Here is a 23900-nt window from a genome sequence, read left to right as displayed (position 1 = left end):
AATCGGGAATAGGGAATCGTTGAGAGCGCAAGCTCGCGAGACCGCCGCTTTCCGATTCCCCATTCCCGATTCTCCATTCCCGGAACCCACGCATGTTCACCTACTACCTCCAACTCGGCTTCCGCAGCCTCCGGCGCAATCCGGCGCTCACCGCGTTGATGGTGATGGCGATCGGTTTCGGGGTGGCGGCGTCGATGATCACCTGGTCGGTGTTCCGCGCCGTATCCGGCAATCCCATTCCCGATAAATCCTCACAGCTGTTCATCCCGCTGATCGACAACTGGGGGCCGCAACAAAACGACAAGGGCGAGCCGCCGGAAGCGCTGGATTACGTGGACGCGATGGCGTTGATGCATGCGCGCGAAGCAAAGCGCCAGACGCTGCTGTACATGATCCAGATGTCGGTGATGCCGGCTGGCGACCGCGACCTTCCCCTTCCTGCGGACGGTTACGCCGTCGGGGGCGACTTCTTCCCCATGTTCGAGGTGCCGTTCCAGTACGGCAGCGGCTGGAGCGCGCGAGACGACCAGGCACGCGGCGCCGAGGTGGTGATCAGTGACCAGCTCAACCAGAAGCTGTTCGGCGGTGCCGACAGCGTGGGCCGCACGGTCAACCTCAGTGGTCACGACTATCGCGTGGTGGGCGTGACCCGTCACTGGAACCCTTCGCCGCGCTTCTTCGACTTGTTCAGTACCAGCGGCTTCAAGGAAGCGTCGGACTTCTACATACCGTTCACCCGCGCGCTGGATCTGAAGATGCGCCCGGGCGGCCGCAACAGCTGCCGCGGCCACCTCAACTTCACCGGCTGGGAGGACTACCTGCAGAGCAACTGTGTGTGGATCACCGCGTGGGTGGAGCTGGATAGCGCCGTCGAGGTCACGCGCTACCACCGTTTCCTCGAGAGCTATGCCGCCGATCAGCAGCGGGCCGGCCGCTTTGCCTGGGCACCCAACGTGCGCTTGCACAACGTGACGCAGTGGCTCGACCACGAACACGTCGTGCCACCGGAAAGCCGCATTTCCCTGTTGGTGGCACTGGGCTTCTTCCTGATCTGCCTGATCAACACCATCGGCCTGCTGCTGGCAAAGTTCCTGCGCCGCGCCGGCGAGATCGGTGTGCGTCGCGCCCTCGGCGCCTCGCGGCGCGAGATCTACACCCAGTACCTGATCGAGGCGGGCACGGTGGGCCTTGCCGGCGGAGTCCTGGGCCTGCTGTTTACTGCCGTCGGGGTGACTGGCGTGGGCGTGCTGTTCCCGCCGCAGATCGCGAAGCTGGCGCAGCTCGATTTCTCGCTGGTGGGGCTGACCTTGTTGGTGGCGATCGTCGCCACCGTGCTCGCCGCGTTTTACCCGGCCTGGCGCGCGGCGCGCGTGCAGCCGGCCTGGCAGCTGAAGTCCAACTGAGGGGATGACCATGCACCTTCAGATCAAACCCATCCTCGTCGCGTTGCGCCGTCACAAGGCCGGCACGTTGCTTATCGCGTTGCAGATCGCGCTGACCCTGGCGATCGTCTGCAATGCGTTGTTCATCATCGAGCAGCGGCTGACCAACCTGTCCGCGCGCACTGGCGTCGATGAGGCCGACGTGTTCGTGATCCAGAACCAGTGGGCCACCGACAGGCCGACCCAGCAGATCGATGCCCAGGTGCGTGCCGACCTGATAGCGCTGCGAAACCTGCCCGCCGTGCGCGACGCCGCCCCATCCACCGGCTATCCGCTGCAGGGTAGTGGGTGGGACAACTTCATCACGATGACACCCGACCAGGTCAAGCCGACCACCGATTCGGCGGTGTACATAGGCGACGAACACCTGCTCGACACGCTTGGCTTGCGGTTGGTTGCGGGGCGCAATTTCCATCCCGGCGAAGTCCTTGTGATGGGTACTCAGGAGGCGGTCGTTCCCCCGCAGGTGATTGTGAGCAAGGCACTCGCCGACCGGCTGTTTCCCGACGGCTCGGCGCTGGGCAAGAGCTTCCATGCGATGAGCGCGACGCCCACCACGATCATCGGCATCGTGGAACATCTGCACCGACAGGGCGTGTCCTCTTGGAACAAGGCTTATGTCGGGCAGTCGCTGATCTGGCCGGCGCGACCGGATGATGCGCGCGGCATCTACTACATCGTGCGCGCCAAGCCGGGTCAGCTCGCCGCCGCGATGCGCGCGGCGCCCAAGGCGCTGTTCGCGCAGAGCCGCTTGCGCATCATCGATTCGAAGGATGGTGTGCTCGACTACGCGCAGATCCGTCACCGCGTCTTCGAAAGCGACCGCGGCATGGCGATCCTGATGGCCATCATCAGCGCGGTGCTGCTGGCGATCACCGCCGCGGGCATCGTGGGCCTCACCAGTTTCTGGGTCGGCCAGCGGCGCAAGCAGATCGGCGTGCGCCGCGCGCTGGGCGCCACGCGCCGCGACATCCTCAACTATTTCCTTACTGAAAACCTGTTGATCGGCATCGGCGGGGTGATGGTCGGCGCGGTGCTGGCGATCGGTATCAACGTGTGGATGGTCAGCCAGTTCGAAATGGCGCGGCTGTCGCTGGCTTACGTGGCGGCCGGCGTGGTGGCGTTGTTGGTGCTCGGCCAGGGTGCGGTGCTGGCGCCGGCGTTGCGTGCTTCGCACGTATCGCCGGTGGAGGCGACACGGAGCGTGTGAGTTTCTACTCCCTCCCCTGCATGCAGGGGAGGGCTGGGGTGGGGTGCTTTTGCTTTTCGCGGGATAGCTCAAAGAGCACCCCCTCCCAACCTCCCCCTGCTTTGCAGGGGGAGGAGACAAACAACGGAGTGAATGGAATGTTTGCCTACTACCTCGAACTGGCCCTGCGCAGCCTCAGGCGAAGCCCCGGCCTCACCGCGTTGATGGTGCTGGCGATCGGCTTCGGCGTGGCCGCGTCGATGACGACGTACTCGGTGTTTCGCGCGGTTTCGGGTGACCCGATCCCGTGGAAGTCGGCACAGTTGTTCGTGCCCCAGGTCGACAACTGGGGTCCGAAGGATCGCGACACCGATGGCGAGCCACCCAGCGCCATGAGCTATCTGGACGCCACCACGCTGATGCGCGACCACCGCGCCAAGCGGCAATCGGCGATGTATCAGATCTCTCCCTCGGTGGTGCCCACGCAGGCCGGCAAGCATCCGCTCAACGTCACCGGCCATGCGGTGTACAGCGAGTTCTTCCCGATGCTGGACGTGCCGTTCCTCTACGGCAACGGCTGGAGCGCGCAGGACGATGCGCAGCGCGCCGCGGTGGCGGTGATCAGCAGCAAGCTCAACGAGAAGCTGTTCGGCAATGTCGACAGCGTGGGCCGTACGGTGAACATCGAAGGCCGCGATTACCGCGTGGTCGGCGTGCTCGATCACTGGAATCCGCAACCGCGCTTCTACGATGTGACGAACACGGGCGGCTTCAGCGAAAACGTCGAGGACGTCTTCCTGCCGTTCGAGCGCGCGATCTCCGTGGGCTTGCCCAACAACGGCAACACCAACTGCAACGCCACGCCGAAGGAGTCGGGCTTCGTGGGACTGCAGCATTCGGAATGCGTGTGGATCGCCTACATGGCCGAGCTGGACGATGCGGCGGCGGTCACCGCGTATCGCCAGTACCTGGACGCCTATGCGAAAAACCAGCAGAAGGCCGGCCGTTTCGGCTGGGCGCCCAACAACCGCTTGCGCAACCTGCCGGATTACCTGGAACAACAACAGGTGGTGCCGCGCGATACCAAGGTGTCGTTGCTGGTGGCGCTGGGCCTGTTGCTGGTGTGCCTGGTCAACACCGTGGGCCTGCTGCTGGCCAAGTTCCTGCGCCGCAGCGGCGAGATCGGCGTGCGCCGTGCGCTGGGTGCGCCGCGCAAGGCGATCTACCTGCAGTTTCTCACCGAGGCCGGCGTGGTCGGCCTGGCCGGCGGCGTGCTGGGTCTGCTGCTGACCGGCGTGGGCGTGGCCAGCGTGGGGCTGGTGTTGCCCAAGAGCATTTCCGACCTGGCCCGGCTCGACCTGCCGCTGCTGGTGATCACGCTGCTGGTGGCCGTATTGGCGACCTTGCTGGCCGGGCTTTACCCCACCTTCCGTGCGTCGCGCGTGCAGCCCGCGTGGCAATTGAAAAGCAACTGAGGATCGACCGATGACCCTGCATCCCATCCTCGCCGCTTTGCGCAAGCACAAGGCCGGCGTCGTGCTGATCGCCATGCAGATCGCGCTGACCCTGGCGATCGTCTGCAATGCGGTGTTCATCATCGGCCAGCGCATCGAACGGGTGAACCGCCCGACCGGGCTGGACGAGAGCAACCTGTTCCTGGTCACCCAGCAGTGGGTGGGCGCGCCCGGCGAAGACGTGCCCGGTGGCGTGGACAAGCTCGATGCCATGCAGCTCGAGGATCTCGCGGCGTTGCGCCAAATGCCCGACGTGGTGTCGGTGGCGCCGATCAATTCGATGCCGTTGCTCGACCAGTCGTGGAACGGCGCCATCGCCACCAAGCCAGGGGATACGCAATTCCGCGGCAAAAGCGTTACCCGCACCACGTATTACTTCAGCGACGAGCAGGTACTGCCCACGCTCGGCGTGCGGCTGGTCGCCGGGCGCGCGTTCAACGCCGGCGACGTGGTGCACCAGGGATTCCGCGACCAGCGTGACCCGGACATCGCGATCCTGACCAAGGCGCTTGCCGACAAATTGTTCCCGGATGGTGCCGTGGGCAAGGCCGTTTACCTCAACGGCAACAACAAGCCGGTCACCGTGATCGGCGTGGTCGAGCGCATGCAGGTGCCGTATGCCGGCGGCGGCGACGAGGTGGCGTGGAACTCCACCCTGATACCCGCCCGCCTGAACGCGAACTTCGCCCGCTACGCGGTACGCACCAAGCCGGGCCGCCTGGACGAGGTGATGCGCGCGGTGATGCCGGCGCTGTACAAGGTCAACCCGATGCGCGTGCTAGACGACGACAGCGTGCGCTCGTTCACCGAGATCCGCGACAAGGCCTATCGTGCCGATCTTGGCATGGCGATCCTGATGGGCGTGGTGTGCCTGATCCTGCTGTGCGTCACCGCCGCCGGCATCGTGGGGCTCACCAGTTTCTGGGTCGGTCAGCGGCACCGGCAGATCGGCGTGCGGCGTGCACTGGGCGCCCGCAAGATCGACATCCTGCGCTACTTCCAGATCGAGAACCTGCTGATCGCCGGCACCGGCGTGGTGATCGGCGTGCTGCTGGCGGTGGGGCTCAACCAGTGGCTGATGAGCCACTACGAGATGACCCGCATCCCTGTCCTGTACGTGCTCACGGGCGTGCTGGCAATGCTGGCGATCGGCCAGGCCGCGGTGTTCGTGCCGGCGCGACGCGCGTCGAACGTGGCGCCGGTGGTGGCGACGCGCGCGGTGTGATTGAAAAGCCGGGAATCGGGACTGGGGATTCGGGATTTGCAAGAGCCAGAGCTCGCCGGATCGCTGCTTTTCCGAATCCCGAATCCCGAATCCCGTTCCGAAGGAACAAGGCATGTTCACGTACTACCTCGACCTGGCCCTGCGCAGCCTGAGGCGCAACAAGGCGCTCACCGTGCTGATGGTGCTGGCGATCGCGCTGGGCATCGGTGCGTCGATGACCACGCTTACGGTGCTGCACGTGCTGTCGGGTGATCCGCTGCCGGGGCGCAGCGGATCGCTGTATTACCCGCAGATCGACCCGCGCGACGACAGTGGCCAGATGCCCGGCAAGGAGCCGCCGACGCAGGTCACCCTCGCCGACGGGCTCAACCTGCTGCATGCGAAACGGGCGGATCGACAGGCGTTGATGACCGGCGGTTACGTGCCGGTGCAGTCCGATTCCGCGGTGGTCGATCCGTTCTACGTGGAGGCGCGTTTCACCACCGCCGATTTCTTTCCCATGTTCGGCGCGCCGTTTCGTTACGGCCGCGGCTGGAATGCCTTCGACGACGAGACCAGGGCACGCGACGTGGTGATCAATGGCGAACTCAACGGCCGCCTCTTCGGTGGCGCCGACAGCGTGGGCCGCACGCTGCGCATCGCCGACACCCGTTTCCGCATCGTGGGCGTGCTCGACGACTGGGCGCCCAATCCGCATTTCTACGATCTCAATACCGGCTCGTTCGGCCGTACCGAGCAGGTGTTCGTGCCGTTGCAGACGGCCATGGGTTTGAAGCTGGAGCGCCACGGTTCCAACGACTGCTGGGGCAAGGGCGCCGGTGGCGTGGGCCGGATCTACCCCGGCGAAAGCTGCGTGTGGTTGCAGTTCTGGGTGCAGCTGGACAGCGCGGCGAAGGTTGCCGCCTACGAGCAGTTCCTGATGCATTACTCGCAGGAGCAGAAAGCGCTGGGACGCTTCGTGAGGCCGCCGAACGTGCGCCTGCGCAACGTGATGCAGTGGCTGGCCCACGAAAAAGTGGTGCCGGACGACGTGCGCCTGCAGACCGGGCTGGCGTTCGGCTTCCTGCTGGTGTGCCTGGTCAACACGATGGGCTTAATGCTGGCCAAGTTCATGCGCCGCGCCGCCGACCTCGGCGTGCGTCGCGCGTTGGGGGCGTCCAAACGATCGTTGTTCGCCCAGTTGCTGGTGGAGTCCGGTGTGGTCGGTGTGGTCGGTGGCGTGGGCGGCCTGCTGTTGGCGGGCCTGGGGTTGTGGGCGGTGCGGCAGCGCCCGTCCAGTTATGCCGCGCTGGCGCATCTGGACGGCAGCATGTTGCTGGTCACCTTTGCACTGGCGCTGGGTTCCACCTTGGTCGCCGGCATGCTGCCCGCCTGGCGCGCCTGCCAGGTGCCGCCCGCCCTGCAGCTCAAGAGCAATTGAGGACGACACGGATGGAACTGCGACCGATTCTCTCCACACTGCGACGGCACAAGACCACCGCATGGTTGCTGATACTGGAAATCGCGCTGACCTGCGCGATCGTCTGCAACGCGGTGTTCATGATCAACCACCGCCTGCAGCACATGCAGATGTCCACCGGCATCGACGAACACGCCCTGGTGCAGATACAGGTGGCCGAAGTGGCACCTTTGGCCGACATCTACGCTCGTGCGCGCGAGGATCTGGCCGTGATCCGGCAGGTGCCCGGCGTGCAGGCCGTAACGCTGGTGAACCAGGTGCCGCTGGGCTCGTCGTCGTCGAATGCCAGCATCTTTCTCGACCCCGCGCAACGCCAGCCGACCCTCAATGCCGGTACGTATTTCGGCGCGGATCTGGCGCCCACGATGGGCCTGCGCCTGCTGGCGGGACGTTACCTGCGCCCCGAGGAAGTGCTTGATTCAGACATCGTGCTCAAGGCCGTGGCCAATGGCGATACGGACGTCATCGCCCCGGTCACGGTGATCACGCAGGCGATGGCGCAACGCTTGTGGCCGGGCGGCGAGGCGCTGGGCAAGATGATCTATCTCGGATCGATCGGTGTGCGGGTGGTCGGCGTGGTGGCGGAACTGGCGCGTGCCAATGCGTACGATGACGTCACCGCGCAATACTCGATGATCCTGCCCATGTTCATGGGCGCCGGCAAGGACCAGAGCTACCTCATCCGCACCCGACCGCAGGACCGCCACGCCGTGCTCAAGGCCGCCGTGGCCGCACTGAAAAAGGCCGACCCCCGCCGCGTGGTGACCACGCAACGCACGTATGACGAGGTGCGCGAGAAGTTCTTCGAGAATGATCGCTCCATGGCCGGCATCCTGGTGGGAGCGATCGTCGCGCTGCTGATCGTCACCGCGCTGGGCATCGTGGGTCTGGCCAGTTTCTGGGTGGCGCAACGACGCCGCACCATCGGCGTGCGCCGCGCACTGGGCGCCACCCGGCGCAACATCCTCGTCTACTTCCAGACCGAAAATTTCCTGCTGGCCACCATCGGCATCGCGCTGGGCATGGTGCTGGCCTACGGCATCAACCTGTTTTTGATGATGCATTACGAATTGCCGCGCCTGCCGGCCGTCTATTTCCCCGTGGGCGCGATCGCGTTGTGGCTGATCGGGCAAGTGGCCGTGCTGGGGCCTGCATTGCGCGCGGCGGCGGTGCCGCCGGTAGTGGCCACGCGATCAGTGTGATTGAAAAGCCGGGATTGGGGATTCGGGATTTGGCAGAGCGGCAGCGAAGCAGGCTTCCGCTTTTACGAATCCCCAATCCCGAATCCCCAATCCCGGCTCCAAAGGAGCAACCATGTTCATCTACTACCTCAACCTCGCGCTGCGCAGCCTCAAGCGCAACAAGGTGCTCACTGCGCTGATGGTGGTGGCCATTGCCGTGGGTATCGGCGCGAGCATGACGACGCTCACCGTGGTGCACCTGTTGTCCGGCGACCCGATACCCGGCAAGAGCAGCGTGCTGTATTTCCCGCAGCTCGATCCCGAGAATCCTGCCAGAGCGGATCACGCCGAGCCTTATGCCATGATGGATTACCGTTCGGCGGTGGATCTGTGGAGCGCGCACCGCGCCGATCGCCAGGCCATCCTCACCAGCAGTTCCGTGAAGGTGCGCGCAGCGGAAACCGGTCGACCACCGCTGATGCTGGGCCTGCTTTCCACCTCCGCGGATTTCTTCCCGATGTTCCAGGTGCCGTTCCAGTACGGCTCCGGCTGGAGCGCGGAAGACGACGCTCGCCACGCACGCGTGGTGGTGATCTCGCACGATCTGAACGACAAGCTGTTCGGTGGCGCCAACAGCGTCGGCCGCAGCCTGAGAGTGCGCGACACCGACGTGCGCATCGTGGGCGTGCTCAAACCATGGCGACCCACGCCGCTGTTCTACGACCCGTGGCCGCAGAACTTCAGCAAGACGGAGGATGTATTTGCGCCGTTCACCAGCAGCATGGAAATCAACGAGGGCAATTTCCTGCCCTACACCTGCTGGCATGTGCCGGAGGATACGCACCACCTGCAGAACGCGGATTGCGTGTGGGTGTGGTTGTGGGCGGAGCTGGACAGCCCGGCGAAGGCGGCGGCCTATGCGCGCTTCGTGGGCGATTACGCGGATCAGCAGAAGGCGTCGGGGCGGTTTGCGACGGGCAGGGAGCATGTGCGGATGCGTGATGTGATGACGATGCTGACCGCACGCGGCATGGTGCCTGGCGATGTACGCCTGCAGGCATGGCTGGCGTCGGCGTTCCTCGCGATCTGCCTGTTCAACGCGGTGGGTTTGTTGCTGGCGAAGTTCCTGCGCCGCAGCGGCGAGATCGGCGTGCGCCGCGCGCTCGGCGCGAGCCGTCGCGCGATCTTTGCGCAGTGCCTGGTGGAAGCCGGCGTGATCGGTCTGCTGGGCGGATTCTTCGGCTGGCTGCTGACGCTGGCCGGCTTGTGGCTGGTGCGACAGCAACCGGTGGATTACGCCCATCTCGCGCATCTGGACACCGGCATGTTCCTGGCCACCTTCGTCATGGCGATAGCGGCGAGCCTGCTGGCCGGGGTGATACCCGCGCTGCGCGCCAGCCGCGTGGTGCCCGCCTGGCAACTCAAGGCGCTGTGAGGAGGATGACCATGCAGGTTCGACCCATACTCGCCGCCTTGCGTCGCCATCGGCTCGCCACGCTGCTGATCGCCATGGAAATCGCGCTGGCTTGCGCCGTGCTGTGCAACGCGTGTTTCCTGGTGGTGCAGCGCTGGAAGCTGATCCAGATAAACAGCGGTGTCGATGAAAGCGCGCTGGCGGTGCTGGCGGTCAATGGCTTCGACCCCAGCCAGGCCGCAGACCTCAATGCGCGCATGCTGACCGGGTTGCGCACCATCCCTGGCATGCAGTCGGTCACCCTGATCAACCAGGTGCCGTTCGGGACCCAGGCCGGTGCTGCCGGCGTTTCGCACGACCCCGGCAGTTTCAAGAACACGATCGGCGTGGTGGATTTCGTGCTGGGTGGCCCAGGCACGTATCAGGCGCTGGGCCTGAAGCTGGTCGAGGGCCGCCTGCCGCAGGCGGACGACTATCGCCCCGCCACCAATTTCGCGCCGCCGGATGCGCAGGTGCTGGTCAGTCGCGCGCTGGCGGATCACGCCTGGCCGGGGGAAAGCCCACTGGGCAAGGACTTCTGGTGCGACAAGCTGCACTTCCGCGTGATGGGTGTGGTCGATCATCTAGCGCGCGCGCATCCGCATGATTGGGGCACGCAGGCAACGGAGTGGACGGTGTTCACGCCCACGCTGCCGGGTGGCTCGCTGGCCGGCACGTATCTGTTGCGTGCCGACCCGCACGATCTGCCGCGCGTACTGCACAACGCGCGCGACGCCGTGGCGAAGATTGCCCCCGATGTGGTGCTGGATCAGGAAAACAGCCAGACCGTGAGCGACCTGCGCACGACCTACTTCGAGTCCGATCGCATCATGATCAACCTGCTGCTCGGCGTGATCGTCACCCTGCTCGGCGTCACCGCGCTGGGCATCGTCGGCCTGGCCAGCTTCTGGGTGCAGCAGCGCCGTCGACAGATCGGCATCCGCCGCGCCATCGGCGCCACGCGCGGCGACATCCTGCGCTACTTCCAGATCGAGAACTTCCTGATCGTCAGCGGCGGCATCGTGCTTGGGCAGCACTACGAATTGCCACGCCTGCCGGTTCACTACCTGCCGATCGGTGCACTGACGCTGTGGGGGCTGGGGCAGCTTGCCGTGCTCGGCCCCGCGCTGCGTGCAGCAGCGGTGCCGCCGGTGGTGGCCACGAGGTCGGTGTGATCAACACGCATGGAATAGGGAATGGGGAATGGGAAGAGCCGAAGCGGGCCACCGTTGCTCTACCGATTCCCGATTCCCCATTCCCTCCTCCGAAGGAGTCACCGAAGGTGTTTGGCTACTACCTGGATCTGGCACTGCGCAGCCTGAAGCGCAACAAGGTGCTTACCGCGCTGATGGTACTGGCGATCGGGTTGGGGATCGGTGCCAGCATGACCACGCTGACCGTCATGCGTTTGCTTTCAGACGACCCCTTGCCCGGGCGCAGCGACCGGCTGTTCTATCCGCAGGTGGATCCAAAACCGGCGGAGCCGCATGAACTTCCCGGTCAGCTGACCTATATCGATGCCATGAATCTGTGGCAGGCCAGGCGCGCCGATCGCCAGGCCATCATGGTCGGTTCCACCGTGAAGATGAAGGTGGCGCAGGCCGGCGCGAAACCGATGGGGCTGCATACGCTGGCGACGACCGCAGACTTCTTTTCGATGTTCGGCGTGTCGTTCATCCATGGCGGCCCGTGGACGCCGGCTGATGATGTGGGCAAGGCCAGGGTCGCGGTGCTCTCGCGTAGTGCCTACGAGAGGATGTTCCAGGGCAACGATGGGATCGGCCAGTCAATCCGACTGGGCTCCTGGGATTTTCGCGTGGTTGGTGTCACCGAGGACTGGCGACCGACGCCCCATTTTTACGACCTCGATCGGGAGAGCTATGGTCAGGGCGACGATGTATTCATTCCGTTCCTCACATCGCGCGATCTGGCGGAACTCGGCATCACCGGTTACAGCCTGGATTGCTACGGCACCACCACCGACGACCTCCACCTGGAGAATCAGCCCTGCCTGTGGCTGAAGTTCTGGGTGGAGCTGGATAGTCCCGCCAAGATCAGCGCCTACCGCCAGTTTCTGGACAACTACTCGCGGGCGCAGCAGGCAGCGGGGCGGTTCACCTATGTGGGGGCGCCACGCACCGCCTTGCCCGACGTGATGCAGTGGCTGGACCAGAACGGCGTGGTGCCGGCGGACGTACGTCTCAAGGCATGGATCGCATTCGGCTTTCTGCTGGTGTGCCTGATGAACACGACGGGATTGCTGCTGGCGAAATTCCTGCAGCGTGGCGCCGAGATCAGCGTGCGGCGCGCGCTGGGTGCGTCGCGTCGGCAGGTGTTTTTCCAGTGCCTGGTGGAAGCGGCCATGGTCGGGCTGGCTGGTGGGGTCTTCGGGCTCATGTTGGCTTGGGCTGGCTTGTGGGGCATACGCCAGACGCCTGCGGACTATGCCGATCTGGCGCACCTGGATGTGTCGATGTTCGCGACCACGTTCGTGCTGTCGATCATGGTCAGCCTGGTCGCCGGTTTGCTGCCGGCGTGGCGTGCCTGTCATATCGCGCCAGCCATCCAGCTCAAGACCCTCTGAGGCTTACGCATGCAACTACGCCATGTTCTTGCGGCATTGCCTCGGCACAAACTGGTTTGCCTGCTCGTTGTGGTGGAGATCGCGGTGGCTTTCGCGATTCTCTGCAATGCGGTCTTCATCATCCGCGAGCGCGTGGCGCAGATGCAGATCGATATCGGCATCACCGAAAGTCAGCTGATTTATATCCACAACGACGGTGTCGGTATGGACAGCAACGCGCCGCTGGTCGAGCGCAACCTGCAGGCGCTGCGTGGCTTGGCCGGGGTGGAGTCGGCGGTGGCGATGTTTCCGTTGCCGCTGGAAAACATGTCGATCAACTTCCGTCCGTGGCTGGACCCGGATATGAAACGGCGTGGCCCGGCCGTGGGCATGTTCGTCGGCACGCCTGGTTATCTGCACACGTTGGGGCTGAAGGTTGTGCAGGGGCGCGATTTCAATAGCGCCGAATATGACGGCATGGACCCGACCTGGAAGACGCTGTCGCCAGCGGTGATCGTCACCCGCGATCTCGCCGAAAAATTGTGGCCCGCAGAGAATCCGATCGGCAAGGAGTTCTGGCGTAGCGCGACCCGCGGCTACACCGTGGTCGGCGTGGTCGAGCGGCTGGTGCGCGGCTACCTGCGCGAGGATTTCGTGCCGGAATACTCGGCCATGTTTCCGGTCAAGCCGGTGTCCTTCGTCTCCTCGCTTTACGTGATGCGAGTGGCTCCATCCGATGGCGATCGCCTGGTTCGCGAGGCCTCCGAGCTGTTGTTGAAACTCAATCCGGACATGCTGATCGATGCCAAGGGCCGTTACGCCGACATGCGTGCGGACTATTTCCGCCTGGATGCATCGCTGGTCTGGCTGCTGGCACTCGTCTGTCTGGCGATGCTGCTGGTGACTGCGCTTGGCATCGCCGGCCTGGCGAACTTCTGGGTGCAGCAGCGCCGCCGCAGCATCGGCATCCGCCGCGCCATCGGCGCCACGCGCGGCGACATCCTGCGCTACTTCCAGATCGAGAACTTCCTGATCGTCAGCGGCGGCATCGTGCTTGGTCGGTGCACTGACGCTGTGGGGGCTGGGGCAGCTTGCCGTGCTCGGCCCCGCGCTGCGTGCGGCAGCGGTGCCGCCGGTGGTGGCCACGCGCAGCGTGTGATGGGTTGCCTCTCGGGACATGTCGCGGTGAAGGCTCGTATCGGTGGTTCTGTTTCCGGCATTTCCAACATGGAGTTTCAATGAACACTTTCCGCATGACACTTCTTTGCATGGCGACCGTCGCCGTGGCCACGATGGCGCGTGCGGCGTGGGCGACGCCCGCGCCAGCAGATGCCCCGGCAGTGTCGGCATCATCGAGTGCCACGCCCCGGATGTTTTCGCGTGACGAGATCACCGGCATCATCGACAACACCCGTCGCATCGTTTCACCCAACGGCGTGGACGAACGCATCAAGCTGCGTATCGGCGGCATCGACCAGTGGGTGTCGATTCGCGGGCGCGACCGCCGCAATCCGATCCTGCTGTTTCTCCACGGTGGCCCGGCGTCGGTGGTGATGCCGGCCAGCTACACGTTCCAGTCGCCGTGGGAGGATTACTTCACCGTCGTGCAGTGGGATCAGCGCGGTGCCGGCAAGACCTATGCGGCCAACACCGAAGCGCAGATGTCGCCGGGCATGACCGTCGACGGCATGACCGACGACGCTGCGCAACTCGTGCAATACCTGCGCAAGCACTACGACAAGCAGAAGATTTTCCTGCTCGGCCATTCCTGGGGCACCGTGCTGGGCACGCGGTTGGCGCAGCAGCATCCGGATTGGTTCTACGCCTACATCGGCGTCGGCCAGGTGGTGAACGTTCGCAGGAACGAGGAGATCGGTTTCGCCTTCGCCCTGCGCAAAGCTAAGGCCGACCACAACCAGGCGGCCGTGCGCGAGCTGGAGGCGTTGATGCCCTATCCGGGCACGGGACCCATGACGATCCCGCGCATCGGCACGCGCAGCAAGTGGGAGGCCTACTACGGCGGCCTGGCCTATGGCCGCAGGGACTTCTCCTACGACGCCGACGCCGGCGCGCTGTCGCCCGATTACAGCCAGGCTGAGCTCGCTGCGATCGGCAAGGGCAGCCTGTACACGCTCCATCACCTGCTGCAGCCGCTGCTCAGCCTGAATCTCGACAACGTAACGGCGTTCCGCTGCCCGGTGATCCTGTTCGTCGGGCAACACGACTACACCACCTCGCACGAACTGGCCGAGCAATGGTTCGACCGCATCCAGGCGCCGTCGAAGCACCTGGTGCTGTTCGCGGAATCGGCGCACATGGTGATGCAGGATCAACCGGGCCGATTCCTGATGCACCTGGTGACGGATGCGTTGCCGTTTGCCCAGAAAGCCGGCGATGCGGCACCGGCGGAAATCACCCGCGGCGATTGATGGACGTGCGTTGTTACCGTGCCACGGTGGTGGCGACGAGGTCAGTGTGAAGCTGGTGACACGAAACCCAGGGAGTGGATGGATGATTCGATACAGCCTTGAGCTGGCCCTGCATGGGCTGCGGCGTTCGCCCAAAAGCACGCTGCTGGCGGTGGTGACGGTGGCGCTGGGGCTGGCGGCCAGCATGACCACGCTGGCCTTGCTGCACATGTTGTCCGCCGATCCATTGCCGGGCCGAAGCCAGCATCTGTATCTGGCGTGGGTGGATACGGTGCAGGCGAAGCCGGACAATTACGCGTCGTTGAATGACGTGACGGTGGAGAACTACAAGCGCATCAAGATGGCTGATGCGCAGGCCCTGGTGCAGGAACACCGGGCGGTGCGGCAGGCGGCGTTGGCCGGGCTGGATGCGGATGTAAGCACGGCGGAGGGTGAGCATGTGCAGAAGGCGCAGTCGCTGCTTGGCACGACCAGTGAGCTTGTACCCATGTTCGGCGTGGCGTTGCGGTACGGCCGTAACTGGAGCGCAGCAGAGGATGCGGCGCGTGCGCCGGTGGCGGTGATCGACGTGGATCTGGCGCAGAAGTTGTTCGGTACCGGGAACGCGGTGGGCAGAAGTATCCGACTCGACAAGGCGGTATTCCGGGTGATCGGAATCAACACTCCATTCGCACCGCAGCCGCATTTTTTCGGGCTGGATCGATGGGCGTTCAGTGATAGTGATCTGGAGAACGTGTTCGTGCCGTACACCGCGGCGCTGGACGCGGGTCTGATACCGGGCAGCTCCGACGGTTGCGACGACAAGACCAAACGCCACCTGTTCGACGTCGATCCAGCACGCTGTGCATGGCTGGCGTACTGGGTGGAGCTGGATACGCCGCAGCAGGTGACGGATTACCGTGCTTATCTCGATCACTATGCCGCGCAACAACCGCGACTGGCAGAGCTTGCCAAGCCGGCGAAAGCACAACTGTTCAGTGTGTCGGCATGGCTCACGAAGCAGAACGTGATTCCCGACAACGCACGCATGAATGTATGGCTGGCCGTGTCATTTCTGCTGTTGTGCATGGCGAATGTGGCCGGCTTGCTGACCGCGAAATTCCTGCGCCGTAGTGGCGAGATCGGCATTCGGCGTGCACTGGGAGCACCCCGCCGTGCTGTCTTCATGCAGTACGTGCTGGAGGCCACCGCAGTCAGTGCGCTGGGTGGCGCGGTCGCGCTGCCGCTGACCTTGCTGGGTTTGTGGATCGTGCGGTTGCAGGATCAGGGCTTTACCGATCTGGCACGGCTTGATCCGCTGATGTTTGCGGGCTTGTTCGCCTTGTCGCTTTTGGTGGGCGTGTTGGTAGGCGTGGTGCCGGCGTGGCGTGCATCCACGGTCGAACCCGGTTTGCAGGTCAAGAGCGTCTGAGGGAGCCAGTCATGTCCATGCGCATCCATCTATCCGTGTTGCGGCGGCACAGCCTGATGCCGGCGCTTGTCGTGCTGCAGGTCGCATTGGCCTGCGCCATTTTGTGCAATGTGCTGTTTCTGGTGCAGCAGAAACTGGCACCGCTGTTGGCGCCCAGCGGCGTAGCCGCTGACCAACTGATTCTGATCGATCAGATGGAGTCAGAACACCATCCCTGGACGGCGACCGAGGTGCGCCACGCGGAGCTGACGTTGCGTGGGACGCCGGGTGTGCGGGGGGCGTCGGCGGCATTCGGCTTGCCGATGGTGCCAACGGCACTGATGGATATGGCTTTGCAGGGAGCCAACGGTGTGAAGCTTGGCGTCAACGGTTATGTTGGCGACGGGCTGGTAAAAACGCTGGGGCTGCAACTGGTGGCCGGACGGGATTTCCTTCCGGACGAATACCACGACTTTGGCGTCGGCGGTGATGGCAGCGCCAAATGGGAACCGGTTGCACCGCAACCGATCATCATTACCCGCGCGTTGGCCGACCAACTGTTCGACGATGGACATGCGCTTGGCAAGGTGCTGCTTGACCCCGGTTACCTAGAGAGTCACGGACATGGCTATCGAGTGGTGGGTATCGTGCAACATCTGTTGCGCAACCAGCTCCAACTCGCCACGGACGGCCGTGCCGACAATACCGTTCTGCTTGCGCGGCGCATCGGCAGCACATCCACGCTGAATTTTGCAGTGCGCGTTGATCCATCGAAGCACGACGCGGTGTTGAAGCAGGTGGCGACAGCGATCCAGCGTGAGTTCGGCGCCAGGATGAAAGAGGGGGCAACCGCCCGCGTCAGCTTCTACAGCGAGCGCCGGGCGCAGGCTTTCCAGAGCCGACGCGCCGCGCTGTGGCTCTTTGCCGGGGTGACCCTGGCGGTCGTCATCGTCACGGTGATCGGCATCATGGGGCTCACCGGTTTCTGGGTGCAGAAGCGCACGCGGCAGATTGGTATCCGGCGGGCGCTGGGTGCGCGGAAGGCGGACATCCTGCGCTATTTCCTCGTCGAGAATCTGCTGATCGTGGGCGTCGGTATCGCGATCGGCATGCTGCTCGCCAGCCTGGGCAACCGGTTGCTGATGCGCCATTACGAGTTGGCGCATCTGCCCTGGACTTACTTGCCGTGGGGCGCGCTGATGATGGTGGTGCTTAGCCAGCTTGCCGTACTCGGCCCCGCGCTGCGCGCTTCGGCGGTGCCGCCGGTGGTGGCGACGAGGTCGGTGTGATGAAACGCCACCAAAACCGACATGTGGGAGCGACTTCAGTCGCGATGCTCTTGCGCGAACCGAAAAGCATCGCGACTGAAGTCGCTCCTGCAGGCATCATTGAGGTACTTCCGCCGAAAGTCATGGCAACCTTCCCGACCCCGGCGGCATCCATGACCGCATGTGCAGAAAGCCTATGAGAACTGTCCTTGTCATCGACGACAACCCGGCCGTGGGCGAGGCGTTGTCGCTGGCGTTGTCGTTGAACGAGATCAAGCCGCTTACCGCGCTCACGCCTGACGAGGGGCTGGCGTTGCTGGCGCGTGGCCAGGTGGATGTGGTGATCCAGGACATGAACTTCACCGCCGACACCACCTCGGGCGAGGAGGGCGTGGCGCTGTTCCGTGCCATCCGCGAGCGGCATCCGGATTTGCCGGTGATCCTGCTGACCGCGTGGACGCACCTGGAAACCGCGGTGGAGCTGGTCAAAGCCGGCGCCGCCGATTACCTGGCCAAGCCGTGGGACGACAACAAGCTGCTGGCCACGGTAGAGAACCTGCTGGAGCTGTCCGAATCCACCCGCGAGGTGTCGCGCAGCCGGCGCGAGCGGCGCCAGCGCAGCGATCAGCTGCGCAAGAACTACCAGCTGGACGGTCTGGTGTTCGCCTCCGACGCGATGGCGCGCACGCTGGAGCTGGCCTGCCAGATCGCCCGTTCGGACGTACCGGTGCTGATCACCGGCCCCAATGGCGCCGGCAAGGAGCGCATCGCCGCGATCGTGCATGCGAACTCCGCGGTGAAGCGCGGCCCGTTCATCGCGGTGAACTGCGGTGCATTGCCCGGCGAGCTGATCGAGGCCGAGCTGTTCGGCGCCGATGCCGGTGCCTATACCGGCGCCAACAAGGCGCGCGAGGGACGCTTCGAGCTGGCCGATGGCGGCACCCTGTTCCTGGACGAGATCGGCAACCTGCCGTTGTCCGGCCAGGTGAAATTGTTGCGCGTGCTGGAAACCGGCCAGTATGAACGGCTGGGCTCCGGGCGCACGCGGCAGGTGAAGGTGCGCGTGCTGTCGGCCACCAATGCCGACCTGAAGGCGATGGTGCGTGCCGGCACCTTCCGCGAGGATTTGTATTACCGGCTCAACGTGATCGAGGTGAACCTGCCGCCGTTGAGCGAGCGCAGCGACGACATCCTGCCGCTGGCCGAATTTTTCCTCGGTGGCCGCGCCGAACTGGGCGATGCGGCGCGCGAGCTGCTGCTCGGCTACCCGTGGCCGGGCAACGTGCGCGAGTTGAAAAACGCCATCGAGCGCGCCGCACTGCTCTCGGGCGGCGGATCGATCACACCGGAGCTGCTCAACCTGCCGCAGCACGTTTCCAGCGTGGCGCGCAGCCTGGACGAGCCCAGCCGCGAGGTGGTGGAAAGCGCGTTGCACAAGGCCGACGGCGTGGTCAGTCGTGCAGCGCAACAACTGGGCCTGTCGCGACAGGCACTGTACCGGCGCATGGAGCGCTACGGCCTGGCGTCGTCAAACTGAGATGCAGTGGCCTTGCCGCGCCGCGCTGGTCGTAGAAAGATGGGCGCCGTCTGTCTCGGGGGAGAACTGTCATGCGATACGTAATGGCACCGCTGCCGGCACTGCTGCTGGGTGCGCTGGTGGCCCAGGCCGCCTTGACCCAGCCAACCATCGCGCAAAAGTGGACGATCCCGGCTACGGAGTCGCCCGCCATCGACTACCGCGTCGGCTCGCCGCGGCTCGACGCGCCGCCGCCCAGTCCGTTCGAGTTCGACGACCATCGCCCGCGCGGCCCGGTGGGCCAGCCGCCGCCGCGACCCAACGACCGCAACGTGGTGCTGGGCCTGGGCCTGCCGTGGACCGATGGCCGCCCGCCGCTGGATTGCGCGCAGACGCCGATGGATGCCAAGTGCCATTGAGGGGTGTGATCCTTGTGGGAGCGACTTCAGTCGCGATGCCTTTCGGATCATGCAGAAGCATCGCGACTGAAGTCGCTCCCACAGGCTGGAGCTCGCCATGTGGCGTTGGCTGACCTCGCTGCGGATGCGGCTGACCATCCTGCTGGTCGTGGCCGGTGTGGCGGGGGCCTTGATCTATGCCGGTGTCAGCCGCTGGCCCGTGCCGCAGGTGCTGCACTGGCTGCAGACCCAGGAGTCGTTTTCGGCGCATGCGTCGTCGGCGGGTGTCTATGGGGGCGTGCTGATCAGCCTGCTCGTGCTGTTGCCGCTGGCGCTCTGGCTGGCCGGGGTGGTAATGGCGCCGGTGAGCCGCTTGCTGCGCGCACTGGAAGGTGCGGTGGCCAGCTACCGCGATGGCGATTTCAGCTTCTCCATCGCCGTGGACCGGCGCGATGAACTGGGCGAATTGATCCGCATGCACAACGCGCTGGGCCAGACCCTGCGCGAACAGCGCCAGCACCTGGTGCAGCGCGAATTGCTGCTGGACACCGTGGTGCAGAACACGCCGGTGGCGCTGGTGCTGACCGATGCGATCGGCCGCGTGGCTTACGCCAACATCGCCTCGCGCCACCTGTTCAACAACGGCCGCAGCCTGCAGGGGATGGATTTTTCGCAATTGCTGGCCGCCGGCCCGGACGCGCTGCGCCAGGCGGTGGAGAGCGGCGAGGATGCCCTGCTCAGCGTGGAAATGGATGGCGGCGAGGAAACCTTTCACCTTTCCCAGCGCGCGTTCCGGTTGCAGGGGCGACCGCACCGCCTGCAGTTGTTCCGCCGCATGACACGCGAGCTGTCGCGGCAGGAAGTGGCGACCTGGAAGCGGGTGATCCGGGTGATCAGCCATGAGTTGAACAATTCACTGGCGCCGATTTCCTCGCTGGCGCACTCGGGCGCGGAGCTGGCCCGCCGCGGCGACGTGGCGCGGCTGCCGGGCGTGTTCGCCACCATCGGCGAGCGGGCCAACCATCTGCACGGTTTCATCGCCGGCTACGCCAGCTTCGCCAAGTTGCCCGCGCCGCGGTTGGCGCCGGTGGCATGGCAGCCTTTCCTCGACGCGCTGGCCTTGCACTGCCGCTTTCACCTGCTGGGGGAGGCGCCGGAGCGGCCGGGCGTGTTCGATGCGGTGCAGGTCGAGCAGGTGCTGATCAACCTGATCAAGAACGCCCACGAAGCCGGCGGCGACGAGGACGAGGTGTCGCTCGCCATCACGCAGGCCGGGCGCGACCTGCGCATCGAGGTGGCCGATCGCGGCCCGGGCATGAGCGAAACCGTGCTGGCGCAGGCGCTGCTGCCGTTCTATTCCACCAAGCGCGCCGGCACCGGCCTGGGCCTGGCCCTGGCGCGCGAGATCACCGAGGCGCACGGCGGCCGGGTGCTGCTGGCCAACCGCGAAGGCGGTGGTTTGCGGGTGACCTTGGTGCTGCCGCAGACCACGCCGAGATAACCGCTTTGGCCCGCGGCGCTCGCCTATACTCAGGACTTCTTCAGGGGATGGAGTTACGTCATGGGATTGGGACAACTGCTGGCGCTGGTCATTGTTTTTCTGGTGGTGGTCGGCATCGTCAAGCTGGTGCGCATCGTGCCGCAGGGCTACGAATGGACCGTGGAAACTTTCGGCAAATACACCCGCACGCTGACCCCGGGGCTGCATTTCCTGATCCCGATCTACCAGGCGGTCGGACGCAAGATCAACATGATGGAGCAGGTGCTGGACGTGCCCTCGCAGGACGTGATCACCAAGGACAACGCGGTGGTCGGCGTGGACGGCGTGGTGTTCTACCAGGTGCTGGACGCGTCCAAGGCGGCGTATGAGGTCTCCAACCTGGAGCAGGCCACGCTGGCGCTGATCATGACCAACATCCGTACCGTGCTGGGTTCGATGGATCTGGACGAAAGCCTCAGCCAGCGCGACGCCATCAACGCCAAGCTGCTGCGCGTGGTGGACGAGGCCACCCACCCGTGGGGCGTGAAGGTCAACCGCATCGAGATCAAGGACATCGCGCCGCCGCGCGACCTGATCGACGCGATGGCGCGGCAGATGAAGGCCGAGCGCGAAAAGCGCGCCAACATCCTCGATGCCGAGGGTTTCCGCCAGGCGGCGATCCTGAAGGCGGAGGGCGAAAAGCAGTCGGTGATTCTGGCCGCCGAGGGCGAGAAGGAGGCCGCGTTCCGCATCGCCGAAGCGCGTGAGCGTTCAGCCGAGGCCGAAGCGAAAGCCACCACGATGGTGTCCGACGCGATCGAGGGCGGCAATGTCAACGCGCTGAACTACTTCGTTGCCAACAACTACGTGGATGCGCTGAAAGAGATGGCCAAATCCCCCAACCAGAAAATGCTGCTGTTGCCGATCGAAGCCACCGGCATCCTCGGCTCGCTGGCCGGCATCGCGGAATTGGCGAAGGAGTCGCTGGGCCAGCAGAAAACCGTCGTCCAACCGCCACTACGCTGATTTGCTCCCCTCTCCCGCTAGCGGGAGAGGGGCCGGGGGAGAGGGCAAGGAGCCAAACTCCCCTCTCCCATTCATGGGAGAGGGGCCGGGGGGGAGAGCAAGGAGCCGAAGAACACCATGGACAACCTCACTAACGCCAAATCCATGCGCTCAGCGCAAACACCCGCGGAGCAGCACCTCTGGTATCACCTGCGCGCGAACCGCTTCATGGGGTTGAAGTTCAAGCGACAGAAACCCCTCGGCCCCTACATCGTGGATTTCATCTGTCTGGAGCGCGGCGTGGTGATCGAAGTCGATGGCGGACAACATGGCGATGATGTTGCTTATGACCAGCGACGTGACCGATGGTTGGCATCGCAAGGTTTCATCGTGCTGCGCTTCTGGAATCACGATGTATTGAATCGTACGGAGAGTGTGTTGGAGCGTATTCGGCAGGTTGTCGAAGAACGGGCTTTCCCGGCGCTGGTGCCCTCTCCCCCCGCCCCTCTCCCATGAATGGGAGAGGGGCGCAAAACTCTCACGGAAACCATCATGTTCGAGGCCATTTCAACGCATTACCTGTGGTGGATACTCGCCTTGCTGTTGATCGCGGGGGAGTTGTTGTTGCCGGGGTATTTCCTGTTGTGGATAGGCATCGCCGCTGCCGCGATGGGCGTGGTGCTGTGGGTGGTGCCGACGCTGGGGATGCTGGCGCAGGCGATCGTGTTTGGCGTGCTGGCGTTCGCGGCCTGCGTGCTTTACGCGAAGCTCCTGCGGCCGCGGCTGGAGCGCAGCGAGCCGGGTAATGAGCGCTTGAACCGTCGTGGCGAGCAGATGATCGGCCAGCGCTACGAGTTGATCGAGCCGATCATCAACGGCCGCGGCAAGGCGCGCGTGGGCGACGGTCAGTGGCTGGTCAGCGGGCCGGATCTGCCCGCAGGCAGCACAGTCGAGGTGGTGGCGGTGCAGGGCACCACGCTGCAGGTTCGCGCAGCGGCATGAATGCGGTCGTCAGCCAGCCGTTCGCGGCCATCGCGCTCAACACGCGCATTGCCTTCCTGGTGGAGCTGGCGCGGCGGCTGCATCAATACGGCACCTCCGCGCCACGGCTGGAGATGGCCATTTCCGGCGCAGCGCAGCGGCTGGAGCTGGTGGCGGATGTGTGGTCCAGCCCCACCGCCATCATCATCTCGTTCACCGACATGGCGCAGGGCGAGGAAGGCGTGGCGCAGACCACCCAGGTGATGCGGCTGGCGCCGGGCGAGGTGAACCTGGCGCGCCTGTGCCGCGCCGACGATATCGCCGATCGCGCCATCGCGGGCGAGCTGGATCTGCGCGAAGGCTTTCGCCAGTTGCGGGTGCTGGGTCGTCCCGATACGCCGTGGGAGCAGGCCGGCACCATCGCCAGCTACGGCTTGTCCGCCGCCGCCATCGCGGCGCTGTTCCTGCACAGTTCGTGGGTCGACCTGGTGGTCGCGGGGGTGATCGGCGTGCTCATCGGCTGGATCGCGATACTGGCAGGCACGCGGCCACGGCTGGCGGTGGCCAGCGACGTGATCTGCGCGATGGTGGCGACCACCGTGGCGATCGTGGTGAGCGCCTTCGTGGTGCCGCTGGCGATCAAGTCGGTGGTGCTGGCGGGCCTGATCATCCTGGTACCGGGGATGTCGCTCACCAATGCGGTGCGCGAGATTTCCAGCCAGAACCTGGTTTCCGGCATGGCGCGCATGGGCGGCGCCATGGCGACGCTGCTGAAACTGGTGTTCGGCACCGTGGCCGCCACGCAGCTGTGCGCCGCCGCCGGCATCCACGCGCGCGATTACGCCTTGCCGGCGTTGCCGCCATGGACCGATTACGTGGCGCTGCTGGTGGGGGCGGTCGCGTTCGCCATCCTGTTTCGCGCCGCGCTGCGCGACTGGCCAGCGGTGATCGGCGCGGTGATCGTGGGTTACCTGGCCACGCGCTGGGGCGGCGAGATTTCCGGCGCGTTGCCGGCGGCGCCGTTCGGCGTGTTCCTGGGCGGCTTGCTGCTGGGCGCGTTCTCCAACCTGTACGCGCGCTATGCGCACCAGCCCGGCGCCGTGATCCGCGAGCCGGGCATCCTGCTGCTAGTGCCGGGCAGCGTGGGCTTTCGCAGCATGTCGTTCCTGCTGGAGCGCGATACGCCGCTGGGCCTGGACACCGCGATGCTGCTGCTGACCCTGCTGGTGTCGATCGTGGCCGGGCTGATGTTCGGCGATTTGCTGATTTCGCCAAGGCGCTCGTTGTAACCCTAAACCTTCCTTCCCCCGCTTGCGGGGGAAGGTGCCGAAGGCGGATGGGGGTGCTCTTGATCTTGGCTTTTGCGGGATGGAAGAGCGCCCCCATCAGCCCTTCGGGCAGCTTCCC

General features: G+C 65.0%; 20 protein-coding genes. All 20 read left to right on the top strand.

The features are described 5' to 3' along the window. Positions 1–92 precede the first annotated feature (92 nt). Positions 93–1403 carry an ABC transporter permease gene (locus ASD68_RS07600; protein WP_056605353.1) on the top strand — a complete coding sequence of 437 codons (1311 nt, stop codon included), beginning with the start codon at positions 93–95 and terminating at the stop codon, positions 1401–1403. 10 nt (positions 1404–1413) lie between these two features. Continuing rightward, complete coding sequence (locus ASD68_RS07595; protein ID WP_056605350.1) at positions 1414–2652, top strand: FtsX-like permease family protein; 1239 nt, start codon at positions 1414–1416, stop codon at positions 2650–2652. A gap of 137 nt (positions 2653–2789) precedes the next feature. Next, positions 2790–4106, top strand: coding sequence for an ABC transporter permease (locus ASD68_RS07590; RefSeq protein WP_056605348.1), 1317 nt, complete (start codon positions 2790–2792; stop codon positions 4104–4106). 10 nt (positions 4107–4116) lie between these two features. Continuing rightward, positions 4117–5370 carry an ABC transporter permease gene (locus ASD68_RS07585; protein ID WP_056605345.1) on the top strand — a complete coding sequence of 418 codons (1254 nt, stop codon included), beginning with the start codon at positions 4117–4119 and terminating at the stop codon, positions 5368–5370. Positions 5371–5482: 112 nt separating this feature from the next. Beyond that, positions 5483–6790 (top strand): ABC transporter permease, encoded by a 1308-nt coding sequence (locus tag ASD68_RS07580; protein ID WP_056605342.1) that lies wholly within the window; start codon positions 5483–5485, stop codon positions 6788–6790. A gap of 11 nt (positions 6791–6801) precedes the next feature. Continuing rightward, positions 6802–8031: an FtsX-like permease family protein gene (locus tag ASD68_RS07575; protein WP_056605339.1), complete on the top strand. Its 1230-nt coding sequence runs from the start codon at positions 6802–6804 to the stop codon at positions 8029–8031. Between the two features lie 112 nt (positions 8032–8143). Next, positions 8144–9445 carry an ABC transporter permease gene (locus ASD68_RS07570; RefSeq protein ID WP_056605336.1) on the top strand — a complete coding sequence of 434 codons (1302 nt, stop codon included), beginning with the start codon at positions 8144–8146 and terminating at the stop codon, positions 9443–9445. An 11-nt stretch (positions 9446–9456) separates the two neighbouring features. Beyond that, the gene (locus tag ASD68_RS07565) at positions 9457–10638 is read left to right on the top strand and encodes an FtsX-like permease family protein (protein WP_056605333.1); all 1182 of its coding nucleotides are present in this window, start codon (positions 9457–9459) and stop codon (positions 10636–10638) included. Positions 10639–10745: 107 nt separating this feature from the next. Beyond that, the gene (locus ASD68_RS07560) at positions 10746–12047 is read left to right on the top strand and encodes an ABC transporter permease (protein ID WP_056605330.1); all 1302 of its coding nucleotides are present in this window, start codon (positions 10746–10748) and stop codon (positions 12045–12047) included. A gap of 9 nt (positions 12048–12056) precedes the next feature. Continuing rightward, entirely contained in the window at positions 12057–13268 is a 1212-nt protein-coding gene (locus tag ASD68_RS07555) for an FtsX-like permease family protein (protein ID WP_082546002.1), read from the top strand. Between the two features lie 11 nt (positions 13269–13279). Beyond that, the gene (locus ASD68_RS07550) at positions 13280–14455 is read left to right on the top strand and encodes an alpha/beta hydrolase (RefSeq protein WP_235578677.1); all 1176 of its coding nucleotides are present in this window, start codon (positions 13280–13282) and stop codon (positions 14453–14455) included. Positions 14456–14537: 82 nt separating this feature from the next. Then, positions 14538–15866, top strand: a complete 1329-nt coding sequence (locus ASD68_RS07545; protein WP_056605321.1) for an ABC transporter permease — start codon at positions 14538–14540, stop codon at positions 15864–15866. Positions 15867–15877: 11 nt separating this feature from the next. Next, positions 15878–17134 carry an FtsX-like permease family protein gene (locus tag ASD68_RS07540; protein ID WP_056605318.1) on the top strand — a complete coding sequence of 419 codons (1257 nt, stop codon included), beginning with the start codon at positions 15878–15880 and terminating at the stop codon, positions 17132–17134. A gap of 175 nt (positions 17135–17309) precedes the next feature. Then, the gene (locus ASD68_RS07535) at positions 17310–18650 is read left to right on the top strand and encodes a sigma-54 dependent transcriptional regulator (RefSeq protein ID WP_056081169.1); all 1341 of its coding nucleotides are present in this window, start codon (positions 17310–17312) and stop codon (positions 18648–18650) included. Positions 18651–18721: 71 nt separating this feature from the next. Beyond that, entirely contained in the window at positions 18722–19048 is a 327-nt protein-coding gene (locus ASD68_RS07530) for a hypothetical protein (RefSeq protein ID WP_235578676.1), read from the top strand. Positions 19049–19145: 97 nt separating this feature from the next. Next, positions 19146–20528 (top strand): ATP-binding protein, encoded by a 1383-nt coding sequence (locus ASD68_RS07525; protein ID WP_056081162.1) that lies wholly within the window; start codon positions 19146–19148, stop codon positions 20526–20528. 60 nt (positions 20529–20588) lie between these two features. Beyond that, on the top strand, positions 20589–21533 hold the full coding sequence (locus ASD68_RS07520; RefSeq protein WP_200945356.1) for an SPFH domain-containing protein: 945 nt from the start codon (positions 20589–20591) through the stop codon (positions 21531–21533). 117 nt (positions 21534–21650) lie between these two features. Then, positions 21651–22028, top strand: coding sequence for an endonuclease domain-containing protein (locus tag ASD68_RS16580; protein WP_082546001.1), 378 nt, complete (start codon positions 21651–21653; stop codon positions 22026–22028). Between the two features lie 36 nt (positions 22029–22064). Then, positions 22065–22514, top strand: a complete 450-nt coding sequence (locus ASD68_RS07515; protein ID WP_056605312.1) for an NfeD family protein — start codon at positions 22065–22067, stop codon at positions 22512–22514. Then, the gene (locus ASD68_RS07510) at positions 22511–23782 is read left to right on the top strand and encodes a threonine/serine exporter family protein (protein ID WP_056605309.1); all 1272 of its coding nucleotides are present in this window, start codon (positions 22511–22513) and stop codon (positions 23780–23782) included. Before ASD68_RS07515 ends, ASD68_RS07510 begins: the two co-directional genes overlap by 4 nt. Positions 23783–23900: the final 118 nt, after the last annotated feature.

Source organism: Rhodanobacter sp. Root627, assembly GCF_001427835.1.
GTDB lineage: Bacteria > Pseudomonadota > Gammaproteobacteria > Xanthomonadales > Rhodanobacteraceae > Rhodanobacter > Rhodanobacter ginsenosidimutans.
The sequence above is the reverse complement of the archived record's forward strand: the minus strand, read 5'-3'. Positions and strand labels throughout refer to the sequence as shown.

Bases quoted from the DNA above. Each gene is read 5' to 3' on its own strand.
- ASD68_RS07600 (WP_056605353.1), top strand. From the start codon at position 93: ATGTTCACCTACTACCTCCAACTCGGCTTCCGCAGCCTCCGGCGCAAT.
- ASD68_RS07595 (WP_056605350.1), top strand. From the start codon at position 1,414: ATGCACCTTCAGATCAAACCCATCCTCGTCGCGTTGCGCCGTCACAAG.
- ASD68_RS07590 (WP_056605348.1), top strand. From the start codon at position 2,790: ATGTTTGCCTACTACCTCGAACTGGCCCTGCGCAGCCTCAGGCGAAGC.
- ASD68_RS07585 (WP_056605345.1), top strand. From the start codon at position 4,117: ATGACCCTGCATCCCATCCTCGCCGCTTTGCGCAAGCACAAGGCCGGC.
- ASD68_RS07580 (WP_056605342.1), top strand. From the start codon at position 5,483: ATGTTCACGTACTACCTCGACCTGGCCCTGCGCAGCCTGAGGCGCAAC.
- ASD68_RS07575 (WP_056605339.1), top strand. From the start codon at position 6,802: ATGGAACTGCGACCGATTCTCTCCACACTGCGACGGCACAAGACCACC.
- ASD68_RS07570 (WP_056605336.1), top strand. From the start codon at position 8,144: ATGTTCATCTACTACCTCAACCTCGCGCTGCGCAGCCTCAAGCGCAAC.
- ASD68_RS07565 (WP_056605333.1), top strand. From the start codon at position 9,457: ATGCAGGTTCGACCCATACTCGCCGCCTTGCGTCGCCATCGGCTCGCC.
- ASD68_RS07555 (WP_082546002.1), top strand. From the start codon at position 12,057: ATGCAACTACGCCATGTTCTTGCGGCATTGCCTCGGCACAAACTGGTT.
- ASD68_RS07550 (WP_235578677.1), top strand. From the start codon at position 13,280: ATGACACTTCTTTGCATGGCGACCGTCGCCGTGGCCACGATGGCGCGT.
- ASD68_RS07545 (WP_056605321.1), top strand. From the start codon at position 14,538: ATGATTCGATACAGCCTTGAGCTGGCCCTGCATGGGCTGCGGCGTTCG.
- ASD68_RS07540 (WP_056605318.1), top strand. From the start codon at position 15,878: ATGTCCATGCGCATCCATCTATCCGTGTTGCGGCGGCACAGCCTGATG.
- ASD68_RS07535 (WP_056081169.1), top strand. From the start codon at position 17,310: ATGAGAACTGTCCTTGTCATCGACGACAACCCGGCCGTGGGCGAGGCG.
- ASD68_RS07530 (WP_235578676.1), top strand. From the start codon at position 18,722: ATGCGATACGTAATGGCACCGCTGCCGGCACTGCTGCTGGGTGCGCTG.
- ASD68_RS07525 (WP_056081162.1), top strand. From the start codon at position 19,146: ATGTGGCGTTGGCTGACCTCGCTGCGGATGCGGCTGACCATCCTGCTG.
- ASD68_RS07520 (WP_200945356.1), top strand. From the start codon at position 20,589: ATGGGATTGGGACAACTGCTGGCGCTGGTCATTGTTTTTCTGGTGGTG.
- ASD68_RS16580 (WP_082546001.1), top strand. From the start codon at position 21,651: ATGGACAACCTCACTAACGCCAAATCCATGCGCTCAGCGCAAACACCC.
- ASD68_RS07515 (WP_056605312.1), top strand. From the start codon at position 22,065: ATGTTCGAGGCCATTTCAACGCATTACCTGTGGTGGATACTCGCCTTG.
- ASD68_RS07510 (WP_056605309.1), top strand. From the start codon at position 22,511: ATGAATGCGGTCGTCAGCCAGCCGTTCGCGGCCATCGCGCTCAACACG.